Annotated in this window: 15 protein-coding genes; 10 read left to right on the forward strand and 5 right to left on the reverse strand. The window is 58.6% G+C overall.

Going from position 1 to position 17693, the window contains the following annotated elements; genetic code table 11:
• Position 1: 1 nt before the first annotated feature.
• Positions 2–688, reverse strand: a complete 687-nt coding sequence (locus AC4PCC_RS11180) for an aspartate/glutamate racemase family protein (protein WP_492127428.1) — start codon at positions 686–688, stop codon at positions 2–4.
• Between the two features lie 272 nt (positions 689–960).
• On the opposite strand from AC4PCC_RS11180, the gene AC4PCC_RS11185 reads away from it, so the two are divergent.
• From AC4PCC_RS11185 to AC4PCC_RS11195, 3 genes are all read left to right on the forward strand, one after another.
• Positions 961–2199, forward strand: a complete 1239-nt coding sequence (locus tag AC4PCC_RS11185; protein WP_492127429.1) for an alpha-hydroxy acid oxidase — start codon at positions 961–963, stop codon at positions 2197–2199.
• Between the two features lie 93 nt (positions 2200–2292).
• Complete coding sequence (locus AC4PCC_RS11190; RefSeq protein ID WP_492127430.1) at positions 2293–2994, forward strand: molybdate ABC transporter substrate-binding protein; 702 nt, start codon at positions 2293–2295, stop codon at positions 2992–2994.
• Positions 2995–3651: 657 nt separating this feature from the next.
• A complete protein-coding gene (locus AC4PCC_RS11195) occupies positions 3652–4512 on the forward strand; it encodes a hypothetical protein (protein WP_492127431.1) in 861 nt (286 codons plus the stop codon).
• Between the two features lie 57 nt (positions 4513–4569).
• On the opposite strand, the gene AC4PCC_RS11200 is transcribed toward AC4PCC_RS11195, so the two are convergent.
• On the reverse strand, positions 4570–5595 hold the full coding sequence (locus AC4PCC_RS11200; RefSeq protein ID WP_492127432.1) for a LacI family DNA-binding transcriptional regulator: 1026 nt from the start codon (positions 5593–5595) through the stop codon (positions 4570–4572).
• Positions 5596–5832: 237 nt separating this feature from the next.
• Here AC4PCC_RS11200 and AC4PCC_RS11205 point away from each other — a divergent pair, with 237 nt between their 5' ends.
• From AC4PCC_RS11205 to AC4PCC_RS11235, 7 genes are all read left to right on the forward strand, one after another.
• Positions 5833–7140 carry an MFS transporter gene (locus AC4PCC_RS11205; protein WP_492127433.1) on the forward strand — a complete coding sequence of 436 codons (1308 nt, stop codon included), beginning with the start codon at positions 5833–5835 and terminating at the stop codon, positions 7138–7140.
• Positions 7141–7205: 65 nt separating this feature from the next.
• The gene (gene otnC / locus AC4PCC_RS11210; RefSeq protein ID WP_492127434.1) at positions 7206–7847 is read left to right on the forward strand and encodes a 3-oxo-tetronate 4-phosphate decarboxylase; all 642 of its coding nucleotides are present in this window, start codon (positions 7206–7208) and stop codon (positions 7845–7847) included.
• 25 nt (positions 7848–7872) lie between these two features.
• Positions 7873–9024 (forward strand): lactonase family protein, encoded by a 1152-nt coding sequence (locus AC4PCC_RS11215; RefSeq protein WP_492127435.1) that lies wholly within the window; start codon positions 7873–7875, stop codon positions 9022–9024.
• 61 nt (positions 9025–9085) lie between these two features.
• Complete coding sequence (locus tag AC4PCC_RS11220; protein WP_492127436.1) at positions 9086–9799, forward strand: hypothetical protein; 714 nt, start codon at positions 9086–9088, stop codon at positions 9797–9799.
• A 10-nt stretch (positions 9800–9809) separates the two neighbouring features.
• Positions 9810–11225 (forward strand): c-type cytochrome, encoded by a 1416-nt coding sequence (locus tag AC4PCC_RS11225; RefSeq protein ID WP_492127437.1) that lies wholly within the window; start codon positions 9810–9812, stop codon positions 11223–11225.
• Positions 11218–11748 carry a sugar dehydrogenase complex small subunit gene (locus AC4PCC_RS11230; protein WP_492127438.1) on the forward strand — a complete coding sequence of 177 codons (531 nt, stop codon included), beginning with the start codon at positions 11218–11220 and terminating at the stop codon, positions 11746–11748. Before AC4PCC_RS11225 ends, AC4PCC_RS11230 begins: the two co-directional genes overlap by 8 nt.
• The gene (locus AC4PCC_RS11235) at positions 11748–13385 is read left to right on the forward strand and encodes a GMC family oxidoreductase (protein WP_492127439.1); all 1638 of its coding nucleotides are present in this window, start codon (positions 11748–11750) and stop codon (positions 13383–13385) included. The genes AC4PCC_RS11230 and AC4PCC_RS11235 overlap by 1 nt, the downstream gene beginning before the upstream one ends.
• A 131-nt stretch (positions 13386–13516) precedes the next feature.
• Here AC4PCC_RS11235 and AC4PCC_RS11240 read toward each other — a convergent pair whose 3' ends face one another.
• From AC4PCC_RS11240 to AC4PCC_RS11250, 3 genes are all read right to left on the reverse strand, one after another.
• The gene (locus AC4PCC_RS11240; RefSeq protein ID WP_492124563.1) at positions 13517–15919 is read right to left on the reverse strand and encodes a membrane-bound PQQ-dependent dehydrogenase, glucose/quinate/shikimate family; all 2403 of its coding nucleotides are present in this window, start codon (positions 15917–15919) and stop codon (positions 13517–13519) included.
• Positions 15920–16195: 276 nt separating this feature from the next.
• On the reverse strand, positions 16196–16735 hold the full coding sequence (locus tag AC4PCC_RS11245; RefSeq protein WP_492124564.1) for a PadR family transcriptional regulator: 540 nt from the start codon (positions 16733–16735) through the stop codon (positions 16196–16198).
• A 73-nt stretch (positions 16736–16808) separates the two neighbouring features.
• Complete coding sequence (locus AC4PCC_RS11250; protein ID WP_345831471.1) at positions 16809–17597, reverse strand: siderophore-interacting protein; 789 nt, start codon at positions 17595–17597, stop codon at positions 16809–16811.
• Between the last annotated feature and the right edge of the window lie 96 nt (positions 17598–17693).

A 17693-nucleotide genomic window follows, 5' to 3' on the forward strand; every position in this document is an offset into this window, starting at 1 on the left:
TCTACTCCTTTTCGCCTGCGGGGCTGTGCCGATCCGCTGCCGCCACGCTGGCCTTCATCCGCTTCACGGCGGCATGGGGCGCGGTCAATACCGGGATTGCAACCTGCTGACGAACGCTGTCGGCAGCGCGCGAGGTGGAAAAGTGGGCAAGCATAATGACATCGCAGTGCGCCAGATCTTTTGCCCGCGCGGCCACCCGCTGATTATGCCCCTCGACGTCACCTTTCTTCAGCAGATCGATGGCTTCCTCCACCAGCACGGTGGTCAGCGTGGCCGCAGAGTGATGCTCCGCGACGTACTGGTTAAATTCATCGGTCATGGTCTGTATCGAAGGACCAAAGGTGGCGAGCATGCCGATGGTATTCCCCTGCTGCACCGCCTCGTGAAACATCGCTTCATTAGGCTTTAGTACCGGTATGGGAAGCGTCTCCGCCAGCCTGTCGATGGCCGGGCCAAAGGCCGAGCAGGTGACCAGAATGCCCCCGGCCTGCATCTCATAGCCATATTCGCCCAGGCGAACAAAGCGATCGATTAATGCCGGGGAGAGCGTCTCCTCGCGCGCACGGTCCACCGACAGGCCATCGTCCAGCAGGTTAATGGTTTCGGCCTCGGGCCAGATATCCCGAAAGGCCGCATCAATCGGCGCCATGGCCACCGGCGTGGCGTGCAGTAAAACAATACGGGTCATGATTCGCTCCAGAGAGTTAGCTCGGCGGGCTTGCTCTGCCCGGTATAGTCGTCCCGCGTCGGGCACGGGTTACAATGTAAGGGCTTACAAATGTTTCTGTAAAGTGAGCCCGATCACAGATTACGCGGTTCACATTGTTAATGTTATGTTGAAATATTAACGATGATTGATCACAATTGAAAGCGCTTACAAAATAAATGCATTTTGCGTCATGCCCCGACATGCCCTGATGCCTCACTGCTAACCCTGTTCACCGACTGTGAGAACGCATTATGACTTCATCTGCTACGCCCTCCACGCTGCGCGGGGTTGACCCGGATACCGCTACCGTCGTGACCGCACCGGCGACGTCAACGCTGCCGCGTCGGTTTCGCGATCTGCTGGCCCTGGACGATTTTGAACGCCATGCCCGTCGACGCCTGCCCAATATGATCTATCAATACGTGGCGGGCGGGGTTGAAACCGGGCGCGGTATTGCCGGTAACCTTGAAGCCTACCAGCGCTATACGTTTATCCCTCGTATGTTCAGAGACGTTTCGGGTCGCAGCCAGCGCACCACCCTGTTTGGCCACAGCTATCATCATCCTTTCGGCGTTGCCCCGTTGGGCGGTGCCTCCTTTGTCGCCTATCAGGCCGATATCGCGCTTGCCCGGGCCGCCCGTGAAATGAACGTGCCGATGATCCTCAGCGCCTCTTCACTGGTTAAGCTGGAGGACGTACATGCCGCTAACCCGGATGCGTGGTTTCAGGCCTATCTGGCGGGCGATCAGCCGCGTATCGACCGGCTGCTGGATCGCGTGGCGGCGGCGGGCTTCAGCACGCTGGTGGTCACCGGCGATACGCCGATGCTGGGTAACCGCGAGCACAATATCCGCAGCGGCTTCAGTATGCCGATTAAGATCACCCCGAAGGTGGCGCTTGAAAGCGCGCTCAGCCCGCGCTGGCTGCTGGGCACCGTCGCGCAGACCTTCCTGCGTCACGGCGCGCCGCATTTTGAAAATACCGACGCCGAGCGCGGCCCGCCGATGATGTCGGGCAAAGTGCGAAACACCCAGGCGCGCGACAAGCTCTGCTGGAAAAACGTCGAGGCCATTCGTAAAAAGTGGCGGGGAAATCTGGTAATCAAAGGGCTGATGTCGCCGCAGGATGCCTTTATTGCTCGCGATCTTGGCGCGGATGCGGTGATCCTCTCCAATCACGGCGGCCGCCAGCTGGATCACACCCTGCCGCCCCTCTATTCGCTGGCCGAGGTGGCTGCGCAAAAGGGCAGCATGAAGGTGATTATCGACAGCGGCATTCGCCGCGGCACCGATGTGATGAAAGCCATGGCGCTGGGCGCCGATCTGGTTCTGCTTGGCAGGCCTTTTCTGTATGGGGCCGTCATCGGGGGGCAGGCAGGCGTGGAGCATGCCATGCATATTCTGCGTGATGAAATCGACCGCGATCTGGCGCTCCTCGGCGTGCGCACCCCGTCTGAACTGGATGAGAGCTACCTGTGTAAAACGCGCTGATACAATTATTAGCGCTAAATGTGCATTACGCGCTGATTCGAAATGAGCGCTACCTGCGCATTACGCGCTGATCCCATTATTAAGGAGTACGGTATGTCCGGAAATACAACCCTGCGCGTATTTAGCGCACTGGCGGTTCGCGCGCCCTTTGACGCACTGGAGCACGCTTTTTTGCAGCAGCATCCCCACTGCGAACTGACGCTGGAGTGGAATCCCACGTCCGTGATTGAGAAAAAAATTGCCGCCGGTGCCCCGGCCGATGCGGCAATCCTCACCGTACCGGTGATCGAGCGGCTGATTGAGGAAGGCGTAATAATTGCCGACAGCCGCGTGGATCTGGTGGATTCGCGCATTGGTCTGGCCATACTGCCCGATGCGGTCGCGCCGGATATCAGCAGCCTGTCGGCGCTTAAGCAGACGCTGCTGGCAGCGCGCTCGGTGGCCTGGTCGCTCGGGGGGGCCAGCGGCATCTATTTTCAAACGCTGATCGCGCAGCTGGGCATTGAAGCGGAAATAACGTCGCGCGGCACCACCCTCCCCGAAGGATTTACCGCCAGCCAGCTGCTGACGGGTAAGGCGGATCTCGCCCTGCAGCAAATCAGCGAGCTGCTGATGGTGCCGGGTGTGAAAGTGATCGGCCCCCTGCCCGATGAGGCGCAGAAGGTGACCGCCTTTGCCGGGGGTATTTTCCGCGCGGCAGCCAATCCGCAGGATGCGGCGGCACTGCTTGCCTCGCTGCGTACGCCGCAGGCGCGGGCGACCTTCGAATCCTTTGGGTTGACCTGTCGCGAGTAGACTGTCTGATTTATCTTCCAGCCTCCAGGCAGTAAAATAGAATGGCACTGCAGGCGCCAGAGGGTGGTGCTTGCCCTTCAGCTGACGGGATTGAGAAAAATATCCTTGCGGCCCGGTTTTTGAAGTCTGCCCCACCATGATATTACTGGATCCTTTACCCTTTAAACTGGAGAGGCCTTATTCTTCTCTCGAACAGGGACTTTGCGAAATAATTAAGAGAATGAAGACTGTAATATTCTGAAACCATAATGAAGTGTTGATACTGATGCAGACAGATGTTTGAGTATAAATATCTGACAATGTTCTATTACTATAAGCTGCATTATTTCTTATTACTCTAAGCTGCATTATAAAGTCTGGTATTCCCTGAGCGATTCATGTTACCAACCGTATTAGCGTTATTGTTGTAAGTGAGCTGTCAGGTGGATAATTTACACGAGCATCTGCGTCAGTGGTTGAGGAGCGCTAAGTCACTAAGTAGCCGTAGCCAGCGGTTTTTAACTTACAGAAACCGCTCAACTTTGATTGTTTACAGCACCAGGGGGAGTTATGACGGCCCCGGTTAGTGGTATTCTTTGAAGTTCATGCTCAGGCGGGCCTGAGCAGGGGTTCCACGTCGGGATCTTATAATTTTAGAAGATAGTGAGAAATGTGAATATGTCTATTGTCTCGGGCTCTGGTATTGTTACAGGCTTTAAGGCCTTGTACTCGATGACCAGGATCCAGCCTAAAAATACTTTATCTTTATTGTCGCGTTTATCAACAGTTATTAACAGTAATGTTAATTTGAAGAAGCCACAGGCTTCTTGTAATAAAAATCAAACCCCGTCAGGGGGTCGGCTGGGCAATCTGCGTCCAGCTCCCCCGCCACCGACCTCAATCCTAAAGGCGACTAATCTGGCTATCAAGCTTGAGCAGGTGAACGATGAGCAAAAGCTGGCTAAGCTTATGATGGGACAGGCCACGCAGGATCACCAAAAAAAACCTGAAGCGGCGAGGGAAAAGTGGGATCGACCCAGTCCAGGCCTCAGCAGAAAGACAGTACGGGCTCCGCAGCCGCCGGGGATGTCAAGTCCCAGGGTTACCGATCTGGCTCCGCAGCCATCGGGAACCTCAGGTCCGACGGTGAACGATCTGGTTATGCGACTTAAGCAGGTGAACGATAATGAAAAGCTGGCCAGGCTTTTGGAACAGGCCATGGAGGATTTTCAAAAAAGCCCTGAAGCGGCGAGGAAGAGATGGGGTCTAACCAGTCCGGGCCTCAGCCGAAAGACCGTGCGGGCACCCCAGCCGCCGGAAATCTCCAGCCCCAGGGCTTCAGATCTGGCTCCGCAGCCACCGCGAACCTCAGGTCCGACAGGGACCGATCTGGTTATTCAGCTTAAGCAGGTGAACGATAATGAAAAGCTGGCCGGGCTTTTGAAACAGGCCTTGCAGGATTATGAAAAAAGCCCTGAAGCGGCGAGACAGAAGTGGAATCTATCCAGGTCTGGCTCTGATGGTCAGTTAACACGGTAGGAAATCCGGGGATCTTACAAAGATCCTTTAAGCTAACCGAATCACCCCGCGCTCAGGTTAGCGCGGGGCTGTCCCGGTGCTGCTGCGCACAATCAGCCGTGGGGTGAGCAGCGTCTGCCTCGTCGCGGGCTGGCCATTTAGCGTTGCCAGCAGATAATCTGCCGCACAGCGGCCGATTTCATCCAGCTCCACGCGCATCGTGGTCAGCGGATGCCCGAGATGCTCCGCGTATTCATAATCGTTGAAACCGGTAATGGATATATCGTTGGGTACCCGCAGATAACGCTCCCCCGCACCGCGCAGCGCACCAAATGCCAGCAGATCGTTGCCGCAGATCACCGCCGTTGGCGGCGCCGGGCCGTCCAGCAGGCGAAACATCGCCTGACGCGCATCGTTCATGGTAAAGGCATTATCAATCAAGTTCACTTCCGCCAGGGCTATGCCCGCGGCGGCCAGCGCCTCACGCGTGCCGGTAATACGATCGAACACGCGATCGTTGGAGGGGGGCGTCCCGACAATCACCCCAAACCGCTGATGCCCCAGCGCCAGCAGATGCCGGGTAAGCTCGCCCGCCGCCTGCTCATTATCGTAGCCGACGCTCGGATGCTGCCGATCAACGGAAAAAGTCTGCACGCAGGGAATATCAAGCTGGTTGATACGCTCCCGCAGCCGGGGATGGTGTGAATTACCCACCAGCATCAGCGCATCAATGCCGTACTCCACCAGCTTGTTAACCTCCTGCAGTTCGGTTTGCGGGTCGAAGTCGGAGTTCGCCAGCAGCAGGGTATACCCGGACTGGTGGATCTGCTGCTGAAAGGCGGCCAGCGGCCGCGAGAAGGTTTCGGTGGCAAGCGTCGGCACTACCGCCCCAATTGTCATGCTTCTTCGTGATGCCAGCGTCCGCGCCGCGCGATTAATCACATAGCCCAGTTCCTCACACGCCTGCTCTACCGCCTCACGCCGCGACTGGCGCACCGAAGCACTGCCGTTCAGCACGCGTGACACGGTCGCCGTCGACACGCCAGATCGTTTAGCAACATCTTCCAGGGAGACTCTGCCAGGCAGAGCGGGCTTATCGGACATGATGGAACTCCATGCTGAAATGAGTGACGTCGCCCACAAATTTTGCAGACAACGAAAACTTAGATTTGAAAGCGCTTACTTTTCGCTTGACTGATTTTTGTAATCGCTTACTTTCAACACCACGTTATCAATTTACCTTCAAATTTTACCAAATGATAACAGGGATTGCGGCAGTCAGGGGCATCCTCCGTCTGATAACCATCATATAAAAGCATCAGGATAATAAAGGAATTCACCATGCGTAGATACCCTCGGATCCGCTGGCTAATGATCGCGTTTTGTTTCTTCGCCATCGCCATTAACTATATCGATCGCATTAATCTGGCGATTGCGGCACCCCATATTAAACGGGATCTCGGCCTGGATGACACCAGCATGGGGCTTATCCTCGGGGCTTTCTTCTGGACCTATGCGCTGATGCAGATCCCCGCCGGTCGAATGATTGACCGGCTGGGTGCGCGTATGGGGCTGGCCATCGCCGTGGGCTGGTGGTCGCTGTTTACCGTCTTCACCGCTTTCGGACGCGGTTTTACCTCGATTTTTGCCTTCCGCCTGATGCTGGGACTGGGTGAGTCGGGGGGCTATCCCGGCTGTGCCAAAGTGGTCTACTCCTGGTTTGCAAAAAAAGAGCGCGCGACCGCCAGCGGTATTTTCGATGCCGGCCCGCGCGCCGGGAGCGCCATCGCCCTGCCCCTGGTGGCATGGCTGATCGGCACCTGGGGATGGGAAACCTCTTTTGTGGTTACCGGCGGCCTGGGGCTGGTATGGGTGGCTATCTGGATGCTGTTCTATCGCGAACCTGAGGAGATTAAGGGGCTGGACCCGGTTCAGCGCGAAAATTTACTGGCCGATCGCAGCGTGCAGGTGGTGGATAAAAGCGAGAAGGTCAATATTCCCGGCCTGTTCCGCTACCGGACGGTCTGGGGAATGATGATCGGCTTCTTCTGCATGAACTTTGCCACCTACTTTTTTGTGACGTGGTTCCCAACCTATCTGACCATGGCGCACGGCTTCTCTCTCAAGGAGCTGGGTACGCTGGGCGCTATCCCCGCGCTGATGGGTATCCCCGGCAGCCTGCTCGGCGGCCTGTGCTCCGACTGGATGTACCGCAAGGGATTTTCGCTGACCACCGCGCGTAAAACCTGTCTGATTGCCGGGATGCTGCTCTCATCGGTGATCGCCTTTGCCGCCTTTACCAACAGCATGCCGGTGATCCTGACGCTGTTTTCTCTGACCTATGCGGGCCTGGCCTTTACCGCCGCCAATATCTGGACCCTGCCTGCCGACGTCGCCCCCGGCCCGGGCTACGTGGGGACGCTGAGCGGTATTCAGAACTTTGCGGGCAACCTGGCGGGGATCGTCACGGCCTCCTTTACCGGTCTGATGCTCAGCCTGAGCCATGGATCCTTTGTGGTGCCGCTGCTGGTGGCGGGCGGCATCTGCCTGCTCGGAGCGTTTAACTTTATGTTTATTATGGGAAAAGTGGAACCACTGGTGTTGAAAAAAAACGGTGACGCGGCCCGGGTCGCGGCGGCTCATCGCTAACCGATGGCCTCAGGCCGCCCTGTTGCCCGACACTGCTACCCCACTGATGCGAATGAAAGAGTGTAATGATGAAAAATGAAAATCAGCTTCGTGAAGAGATCTGCCAGGTGGGTTTCAGCCTCTGGTCACGTGGCTATACCGTCGGCACCGCAGGCAATATCAGCGCCCGACTGGACGATGGCTGGCTTATCACCCCGACCGATGCCTGCCTGGGCCGACTGACGCCGGCGCAGATTGCGAAAGTCTCTCTTAGCGGCGACTGGCTATCGGGCGATAAACCTTCCAAAACCCTGCTGCTGCATCGCCAGGTTTACGATCGTAACCCGGAGGTTCAGGGCGTGGTACATACCCACTCCACCCATCTGGTGGGGCTGACGCTGGCGGGCGTCTGGCACGCCGCAAGCATTCTGCCGCCGATCACGCCTTATCAGGTGATGAAAGTAGGACGCATCCCGCTGATCGCCTACCGCCGCCCTGGCGCGCCTGAGGTAGCGGAGCAGGTGGCAAAACTTGCCTGCGAGGTCAGAGGGGTGATGCTCGAACGCCTGGGCCCGGTTATCTGGGGCCGATCCGTGTCCGCCGCCTGCTATGCGCTGGAGGAGCTGGAGGAGACCGCCCGCTTATGGATGCAGGCCACGAATAAGCCCGAGCCGCTGGACGAAGCCCAGGTCAGCGAACTCTGTGAAGCCTTCTCCACAAGCTGGTAACGCCAGATAACAACAGGAAAAAAATATGCGAAATAAACGTGTTTATGCCGCTGCGCTGCTGTCAGTGCTGGCAACCCTCAGCGGCGCACAGGCCCGCACCCTGGTTTATGTCTCTAACGCCGACAGCGGCACGGTTACCGGTTATCAGCTGGATAAAGAGCAGCCCGGCCTGATCCCCACCGGCACCTTCCCGACTGGCGAGAAAGCCATGTCGTCGGTGGTCTCTGCCGATAAGAAAACCCTCTATGTTTCGGTACGCAGCCAGCCCTGGCGGGTGGCGGCCTGGCATATTCAGCCCGACGGCACGCTGGTGAAAGCCAGTGAGACGCCGCTGCCGGAAAGCATGGCCTATCTGTCACTGGATAAACAGGGGCGCTATCTGCTTAGCGCCTCCTACGGCGGCGATCTGTTCAGCATCAACCGCATCGACGCTCAGGGCCGGGTGGAGACGCCGCCGGTGCAGGTTGTTCATACCGGCAAGCGTGCGCATGCGATTCAGGTTGACCCGACCAACCACTTCCTTTACGTCACGCTGCTGGGCGCTGACCAGCTGTTGCAGTATCACTTTGATGCGACCAGTGGCAGGGTAACCCCGGCTAACCCACCCTTTGTAAATATTCAGCATGAAGCGGCGACCGGCCCGCGCCATTTCGTTATCGCACCGGGGCTGGACAGGCAGGGCAAGCGCAATATGTATATTCTCACCGAGATGGAGGGCAATATTACCCGCCTGACCCTCAACCCTGACGGTACCGCCACCCCCCAGGAGGAGGTGAATTCCGTCTCGCCCAAAGAGGATATGCAGCGTGGTGAAGCCCGGCCGCTGACCGGCGACGATAAGCTGCCGCCTTCGGCTAAACCGCGGATTTGGCAGGCCGATATCCATCTCAGCCCGGACGGACGTTTTCTCTACTCCACCGAGCGCACCCGCAGTCAGCTCTCTTCGTTCTCTGTCGATCCTGTTAACGGTCATCTGACCTTGCTCTCCAGCATCAAAACCGAAGAGCAGCCGCGCGGCTTCGCCATTGATAACAGCGGCCGCTTCCTGATCGAATCCGGGCAAAAATCCACCCAACTCTCTTTGTATACCCGTGACAACGTCACCGGCGCGCTGACCCTGGTGGGCCGTTACCCCACGGGTAAAGGTGCCAACTGGGTCACGCTGGTAGAAGAGTAACCTTAGCCACCGCCCGGTGGGCCGTGTCCACCGGGCTGAGTCCACCACTCATGGAGCCATTATGCCCCTTAAAACACGTCCCCTGATTGCTGCCCTGCTTACCGCAGGCCTGTTTACGCTGACCTCCCTGCCCGCGGCCAGCGCGGTGGAAAAAGGCGTCGCCACTGACCTTGAGCCGCTGCATCACGTTATCCTGGAGAATCAGTACGTTACGGTGATGCGGGTGATTATCCGTCCCGGCCAGTCAACCCAGTATCATGAGCAGCACCTTGATTACGTCAATACCCACGTTAACGGCAGCCGGGTGAGCATCAGCTGGCCTGACAAACCCGCCAAAGAGAGCGAGATGAAGAGCGGCAACGTCAAGTTTGGCGCGCATCAGGGCAGGTCGACGGTCGATCGGGTCACCAATATTGATACCACGATCAATCATCAGGTGGCATTTGAAATCAAACAGCATGGCCCACTGGGCTTTGGTGACGCAACCCGACCGGACAGCCCGCTGTTCCAGCAGGTGCTCAGTCAGAAAACCGTGATGGGCTGGAAGGTCACGCTGCAGCCCGGTGAAGGAACCGGCGCTTACGCCCAGCATGGTCCCGGCGTGCGGGTATTCTTCACCGAAGGCCGCCTGCTGGTGGCTGTTCCCGGCCAGCCGAACCGTAATAAAGAGATCTGGATCCACCGTGGCGATGCGATGCTCACCGATCCCGGCAAGGTGGAGTTAACCAACGGTGGCGAAACGCCGCTGATCTTTAACGATTACGAACTGCTGTAGAGGCTGCCCGGTGAGATATCTCTGTCTGCCGCTGGCGATAAGCCTGCTGCTGATCAGCGGCGCTGGTTATGCTGCTGGCGGCATCGAAATTAACCGGCTGCCGGGCAGCGCAGTCCATGGCGCGAGCGGCACCGAAAATAGCGACCTGCTGACCAGGGGGAAGTATCTGGCTATTGCCGCCGACTGCGGCGCCTGCCACACGTCTCCCCGCCAGGGTGCGCCGATGGCCGGAGGTTACGCCATTCAGTCCCCGATGGGCAGCATTTACGCCAGCAACATCACGCCGTCAAAAACAGCAGGCATTGGCCTGTGGAGCGAAGCGGAATTTGTTCGGGCAGTACGCAAGGGCATCAATCGTCAGGGGGAGCATCTCTACCCGGCGATGCCCTACACCGCCTACGCCCGCATCACCGATGACGATATGCATGCGCTCTATTTTTACTTTATGCAGGGCGTGACGCCATCCGATACGCCCACGCCCCGGACGCGGCTGCCCTTCCCGTTCAGCTTCCGCAGCGCTATGGCACTGTGGAACGCCCTTTTCGCCCGTGAGCCACAGGCCAGTTCGACTCCCGCTACGCGCGGAGAGTACCTGGTCAATGCGCTGGCGCACTGCGATACCTGCCATACCCCGCGCAATATGCTGATGGGCCAGCAGAACGATCGGGCGCTGGCAGGCGGCAGCCTGGGCAGCTGGTATGCGCCCAATATCACGCCCGATCCCCAGTCGGGGATCGGCAGCTGGACGGCGGCAGACCTAACCCGCTACCTGAAAACCGGACGCGTACCGGGCAAGGCGCAGGCGGCCGGTCCGATGGCCGAGGTGGTGGAGCACAGCCTGCAATACCTCTCCGATGCGGATATTGCGGCGATGGTGGCCTGGCTGCGTCAGCTACCGGCCGTGGATAACGGCGAGGTAACGGCCAGAGAGAGCCTGGGCGGCCCCTCCGCCAGTGAGGCGCGGCTGCGCGGGCAGCAGGATGCCGACCCCGGCTGGCAGGTATTCAGCGCCAGCTGCGCCAGCTGCCACCAGCCCGACGGCAGCGGTAACGCTCGCTACCCTTCGCTGTTCCATAATAGCGCCACCGGCGCCAGCCGCTCGGATAATCTGGTTGCCACCGTCCTGTTTGGCGTCCAGCGCAATGTTCAGGGTGAGTCGGTCGCCATGCCCGCGTTCGGGCCGGATGCCGATTACGCGATGCGGCTGAGTGACCAGCAGATTGCCGACGTTAGCCGCTACGTCATGAAGAACTTTGGTAACCCGCAGGTAAACGTCACGGCTGAACAGGTCGCCGGGCTGCGCCGGGGCGGGGCCACGCCGCTGCTGGTCCGGCTCACCCAGCCGGGTGTACTGGCGGGGGCCGCCCTGGCCGTTGTCCTGCTCGCGGCAGCCCTGATCATCCGCAGAAGGAGGCGACATGTCTGAACCCACCTCATCACCCTTGCCCCTGTCCCGGCGCAGGCTGTTACAGGGCATGGCGGTACTGTCGCTTAGCGCGCTCACCGCCTCGCTCTTTCCGCAGCAGGCCGCCGCACGCACGCAGGAAACCCAGGCCTTTCAACAGATCGCTGCCTTCCTGGTCAGTCGTCCGGTCAGCCCGGTGCTCAGCGCCCGCTATTTTGCCGCGCTGAACCGTCGCGTAGCGGACTTCTCTGCACGCTTTAACACGCTGGCCCGGTATCTGGAAACGCAGCGCTTTACCCATGTTGACGATCTTGCCCGTACGCTTGCCGTACAGGATCCCCGGCGTCAGACCGCGTCGCTGATTGTCGCCGCCTGGTACACCGGCGTGGTGGGTGAAGGCGCAGACCGCGAGCTGATTGCCTATGCTGACGCCATGATGTACCTGCCGACCCGCGGCGTGCTGGTCATACCCACCTACGGCGGCGGCCCTGATTCCTGGGGCAGCAGGCCAATCAATCCGCAGCTAAAAAAAGGAGAGGAGTAATGGACAAACCCGTCGATGCCGAGGTGATTATCATTGGCTCCGGCGTGATGGGCGGCCTTATCGCGACCCGGCTGGCAAAGGCTGGAAAGTCGGTAATTATCGTCGAGGCTGGCCCACGCGTTAAGCGCCAGGAGATCGTCGAACGTTTTCGCAATTCGCCGTTTAAAATGTCGCTGACCAATATGAAGCTTCAGGGCGTAGGTTCCCCCTACCCCGATCTGCCGCACGTTCCCTCCACCTATGGCGACTACATTCAGCACGTCGGCCCGGTAAAGTACGCCACCCGCTACCTTCGCGTGGTCGGCGGTACCACCTGGCACTTTGGATCCGCCCTGTGGCGCATGGTGCCAAACGACTTCAGGCTGCACAGCCTTTATGGGCGCGGTCGCGACTGGCCTTTCGGCTATGAAGAACTGGAGCCCTGGTACGGCGAGGCCGAAGCCGAGCTGGGGGTGTCCGGCGTCGACGGGCAGGATGAGAGCGGCCACGGCGGCGGGGCATGGCCACCGCGCTCCCGGCCATTCCCGATGCCGGGCCTGCCGCCCAGCTACCTGTTTACCCGCCTTTCCGCCATGCTGGGTAAAGGCGGTTATCATCCGGTGCTGGAGCCGAATGGCCGCGCCACGCGTCCGTGGAAAAAACGCCCGGCCTGCGCGGGCAACAATAACTGTAATCCGGTCTGCCCCATTGCTGCCAAATATGACGGTTCCATGCATATCGACGAAGCGCTGGAACAGGGTGCCAGGCTGCTGGATAACTCGGTGGTGGTCAGCATTGAGGCCGACGATCGGGGTAAAATCACCGGCATCCGCTACAAAAAACCGGACGGTTCGGAACATCAGCTGACCGCCCACCATTTCGTGCTGGCCGCCTACGGCATCGAGTCGCCCAAGCTACTGCTGAACTCCACCTCGCCGCGCTACCCAGGCGGTATCGCGAATGGCTCGGACCAGGTGGGCCGCAATCTGATGGGCCATACCGGCATCAGCATGAACCTGATGATGAAAGAGGATGTGTGGCCGGGCCAGGGGCCGACCGAGCTGCTGGTCTATCTTAATAACCGCGACGGTGACTTTCGCCGGGACTTCCCAAGCTACAAGATTAAGGTGCGCAATACGGTACCGACTGCCGATTATGCCGCGTCGCTGATCCAGCAGGGGGTGCTCGGGTCCGCGCTGGATAAGGCGCTGCATCGCCTGTCGGCACGGTCGCTGAACTTCGCTATTGATTTTGAAACGCTCCCGCTGGCGGAAAACCGGGTGCTTCCCAGCAGGACAAAAACGGACGCGCTCGGCATTCCCCTGCCGGAGATCTACTACAGCGTAACCGACTACTGGCATGCCGGAAAAACCCAGGGACTGAAGGACTTCGAACGCTTTGCGCAGCTGCTTAACGCCGACGTACTGAAAATTGATACGCAGTATCAGGACCGCCAGCACATTATGGGCACGACGATAATGGGTGACGACCCGGCGAACTCGGTGGTTAACCGCCACTGCCAGAGCCACGATCACCCCAACCTGTTTATTGCCGGGACCAGCGTCATGCCGTCCGCCTCCTGTATGAACCCCACCCTTACCGGCGCAGCACTGAGTCTGCGGCTGGCCGATTATCTGCTGAATACGGTCCGGGTATAAAACCCCTTAACCACCGGGAGGTGCCCCCGGCAGAGTGATAACTCTCCATCCCCACGCTATCACCCTCCGGGCGATAAAAAAGGGGCTGCTTTATTCAGGCAGCCCCTTTCTCCGTTTAACATACCGTTAAGCTATTTCAGGCGGAACGCCACCACGGCATCGCCCTCTTTGGTGCCCATCGAGCCGTGGCCACCCGCCGCAATAATCACGTACTGTCGGTTATCCGCGCCCATATAGGTCGCGGGCGTCGCCTGGCCGCCGGCGGGCAGTTCGGTCTGCCACAGCAGCTTGCCGCTATTGATATCGTAGGCGCGGAAGAAGTTATCTGCCGTTGCCCCGTGGAAAACCAGATCGCCTGCGGTGGTCAGCGGCCCGCCGTGCGCCACCATCCCCATCGGGAAGCCGATGGGAAAGCGTCCCGGCAGGAAGGTCGTTTTCAGGTTTTTGGTGGTGCCAACGCGACGCAGCCACGCCGTTTTACCGGTGGTCAGATCCACGCCCACCATCCGGCCCCAGGGTGGTGCAATACAGGGAATGCCCAGGCTGGAAGCGAACTGCTGAATATGGATGGCGTAGTCGCCGTCAAAGTTTTCATTCCAGTACGGCGTGCCGTCTTTGGTAAACAAACGCTTCTCCGCATTTTCCGGCGAACGTTTGATCAGATTGTACTTGTAGGCCAGGCGAACCGGTGCGGCGACAAGGATCTGCCGCTGAGGATCAACGGAGACCGACCCCCAGTTAAATACGCCGATATTGCCCGGAAAAACAATTGACCCGGCGACGGTCGAGGGCGTCCAGGGGTTGCCGTCATAGCGCATCGACTTAAATTCGATGCGGCAGGCCATTTGATCAAAGGGCGTCAGGCCCCACATGGATTTTTCGCTCAGGGGAGCCGGAATAAAGTTCAGGGCAGACACCGGCTGCGTAGGCGAGAAGTCCTCGCCCGCGACGCCTCCCTTTGTCGACACCGCGACCTGATTTATGGGGTAGACGGCCTGACCGGTCAGCCGGTTGAGCACAAACAGGTTGCCGGTTTTAGTCGGCAGGATCACCACCGGCTGCCGTTTACCCTGGTAATCAATATCCAGCAGCGAAGGCTGTGAAGGATTATCGCGATCCCACAGGTCGTGCTTCGACGACTGGAAGCGCCACTTAAACGCCCCGGTTTTCAGATCCAGCGCCACCAGCGTGTCGCGAAACTTCTCGGTATTGCTGTTGGCATCGCGATGGGTGCCCAGCTCATCCGGTGAGGCGTTGCCAAAGGGCACATACACCAGGCCGTTTTTGGTGTCGGCGCTGAGCGTTGCCCAGGCCACCGGGGTATCCTGCGGATAGCTCTGTCCGGCTGGCAGAGGCTGGGTCATATCAGGCCGGGCCGGATCGAAGTTCCACATCAGACGACCGGTGATGGCATCATAGGCACGGATCACACCAGAAGGGTTTCCGGCGTTATAACCGTTATCCATGACCGAACCACCGAGGATAACCAGATTTCCGGCCACCAGCGGCGCTGCGGTTTGCATCAGAGCATGATCGCGAAGCGGCCCCATATTTTCCCGCAGATCGACCGTGCCGCGGTCGCCAAAATCGGCGCACAGCTTGCCGGTATCCGCGTCCAGCGCCAGCAGTTTATTGTCATTGGTTGCGTTAAAAATGCGCTTGCGGCATACCGCCTGGCTGCGGGCCGGGGTGGTAACGGCAGCGGCCTGAGCGGTGGACACCGCTGGCGTCGCGGCAGCATCGTAATAGCTTACGCCACGGCAGGTCTGGTGCTGCTGCATATAAGAACGCTCGCGCGTTGGGGTAGTCTTCCATTTCAGCGCCCCGGTTTCCGGGTTGAGCGCATGGACTTCATTATGCGGCGTACAGAAATAGACGGTGTTATTCACCTTAAGTGGCGTCGCTTCAAAGGTGTATTCGCTGGCGTCCTGTGTGCTGCGCAGATCCCCGGTATGGTAGGTCCAGGCCGTTTCCAGATTACTGGCATTGTCAGTGGTTATCTGTTTCAGGTTAGAGAAGCGCAGCCCGTCGGCGGTGCCGCCGTAGGCCGCCCAGTCATTCTGCGCGCCTTCGCCACTCTCCGGATTGCGGGCAGTAGTGATATTGCCCTCCTGCGGCAGTGGATCGTAAAACATCATGCCGACAACCAGGGCGATCATCACCAGTACGGTGGTGCCGAGGTAGGGATGAAATGCGCGACCCGTTACCCGGTCTTGCGTACGCGTCAGCGGTCGCACCACCCAGGGTAGCGCCAGCCAGACGCCGATCAGGCCGATAATGTCACCGCGTGGGATCCACTGCCACTTATCGAAGCCCACCTCAAAGATAATCCAGGCTGCCACCAGCCACATCAGCGTGGCGTAGATTGAAAGCGCGATCCTTTTATTTTTAAACAGTAAAACGGCGGTGACCAGCAGCCCGAGGGCCATAATGACGTAAAAGGGCGAACCGCCCAGCAGTAGGAGCCTGCCGCCCATATACAGCATAGCGATACCAATTATCGCTAGCACACTACCCGTGAGTTTAGTGACCATGTTTTTCTCTCAGTGTTGACGCAAAGATAAAAAATATTCTTACTTGAGGTTACATTTTTGTAACGCTAATTTAACGAAATCAGAGGAGAAAGACACGCTTTTTACTGCTGTTTTCGGGCGCCAGTACAAAAGTTTTTCGGCTGGCAGATGTCACAGGGAGTGGAGGTTTCTGGGAGTAGAGGTTTCAGAGAGTAGAGATTTCTGGGGGCGCACCGCACCGGGTATCACTAACGGCAACGGCCTGCGATAACAGGCAGGCTTTTTTCATGCGCAGCGTTAGCTTCGCTCAATCTTTTTTGCAGCGTCGTCGAGGATGTCAATAATGTTATACAGGCTTTCCCGGGAGAGGTGCGGCTGGGAAAGCCGACCGTTTAGCGCTATTTTGAAATTGTGAATAGCCCGCTCCATCTCGGGAATGCTGCGATTATTCACCAGCACCGCCAGTGAGCCAAGACGGGTGATGATACGCTCAAGCGGCTGCTGATTCGCAGACAGATAACGCTCACCCGCTGCGGTCAGCCGCCAGCATTTACGCGTGGCCAGCGGATCCCCCACCTGAATAAGCTCACTCTCTTCCAGTAGCGACAGGTTCGGGTAGATGATGCCGGGGCTGGGCGTATATTCTCCTCGCGACAGATCTTCGATAGATTTGATCAGCTCATAGCCCCAGGTGGCCCCCTGCGATAAAAAATGCAGCATCAGTAGCCGAACCTCGCCAGCATCCAGCATTTTTTCGCGGCGCTTTCTGCGCGCGCTGTCAACGCAGGCACCTTTACCCTCTGTGGGGCGGGCGGGGGAACGGGGAGACTCTTTCATGGCGGACCCGATGGTGAAATAAAGGGGGGTGATAGTAATCGGCCCCCTGTTGAATTTCAACGGGGGCACAGGGCTATTTCTGATGCCAGTAGGCCATAGCGCGAACCCGTTCGGCTTCACATCCGCGGGTTTGCAGAAAATAGTCGCTGAGTCTCTTTACCGCCTCACCCTCTCCGGTCAGCCAGATAAAGTAGTCATCGGCGGGAAGTGCAATCTGATCCAGCCGGGCGATCAGCATTTCTGCCGCAGCCAGCGTCATTTTTCCGCTCTGCAGCCAGCTGATATCGACCCCCGCCGGGTTACCCAGGTAGTCATTACCGGTGGAGGCTTCCGCAAAGGCAAACAGTTTAATGCTGCTGCCCGACATCGTCTGCTGTCGACGTCGGAAAGCCGGTAGCCCGGTTTCATCACACACGTAAAGCTGGAAGTGATAATCCTCTGGCACCACCAGCGAGCTGCGTGGTCCGCCGATTGCCAGCCTGTCGCCGGGCTGAGCGTTTGCTGCCCAGTCGCTGGCCAGGCCGGACTGATGCAGGTAAAAGTCCAGCGTCAGCCTGCCCGCCTGGCTGTCAAACGCCATCGGCGTGTAGTCCCGCGCGGCGGGACGAACGCCCTCTTTCCACTCCACGCCATCGGCAGTAATCACCGGCAGCTGCAGTTCCCCGGTGGCGGGGTCTGGGAAAAATACTTTGATGTGATCGTCAAAGCCCGCGGAGTTGAAGCCCACCAGCGCTTCTCCGCCAAATTCGATACGGTAAAAACAGTTCGCGACCCACTGCTTGCTTAGCACCTCAACGGGGCGAAAGCGCAGCTCATTTCTGACGCGTCGCGGCAGGCGACGCTGTGGTTGATTATCCGGCACGTTATCTCTCCTGATGTTCAGACTCTGGCCTGAATGTTTCCGACGGGCGTCGGGAGGGTGATGAGCGAGGACTAAAATATATCTATGATATATCTT

It is taken from the genome of Erwinia sp. L03-1, from assembly GCF_058686115.1.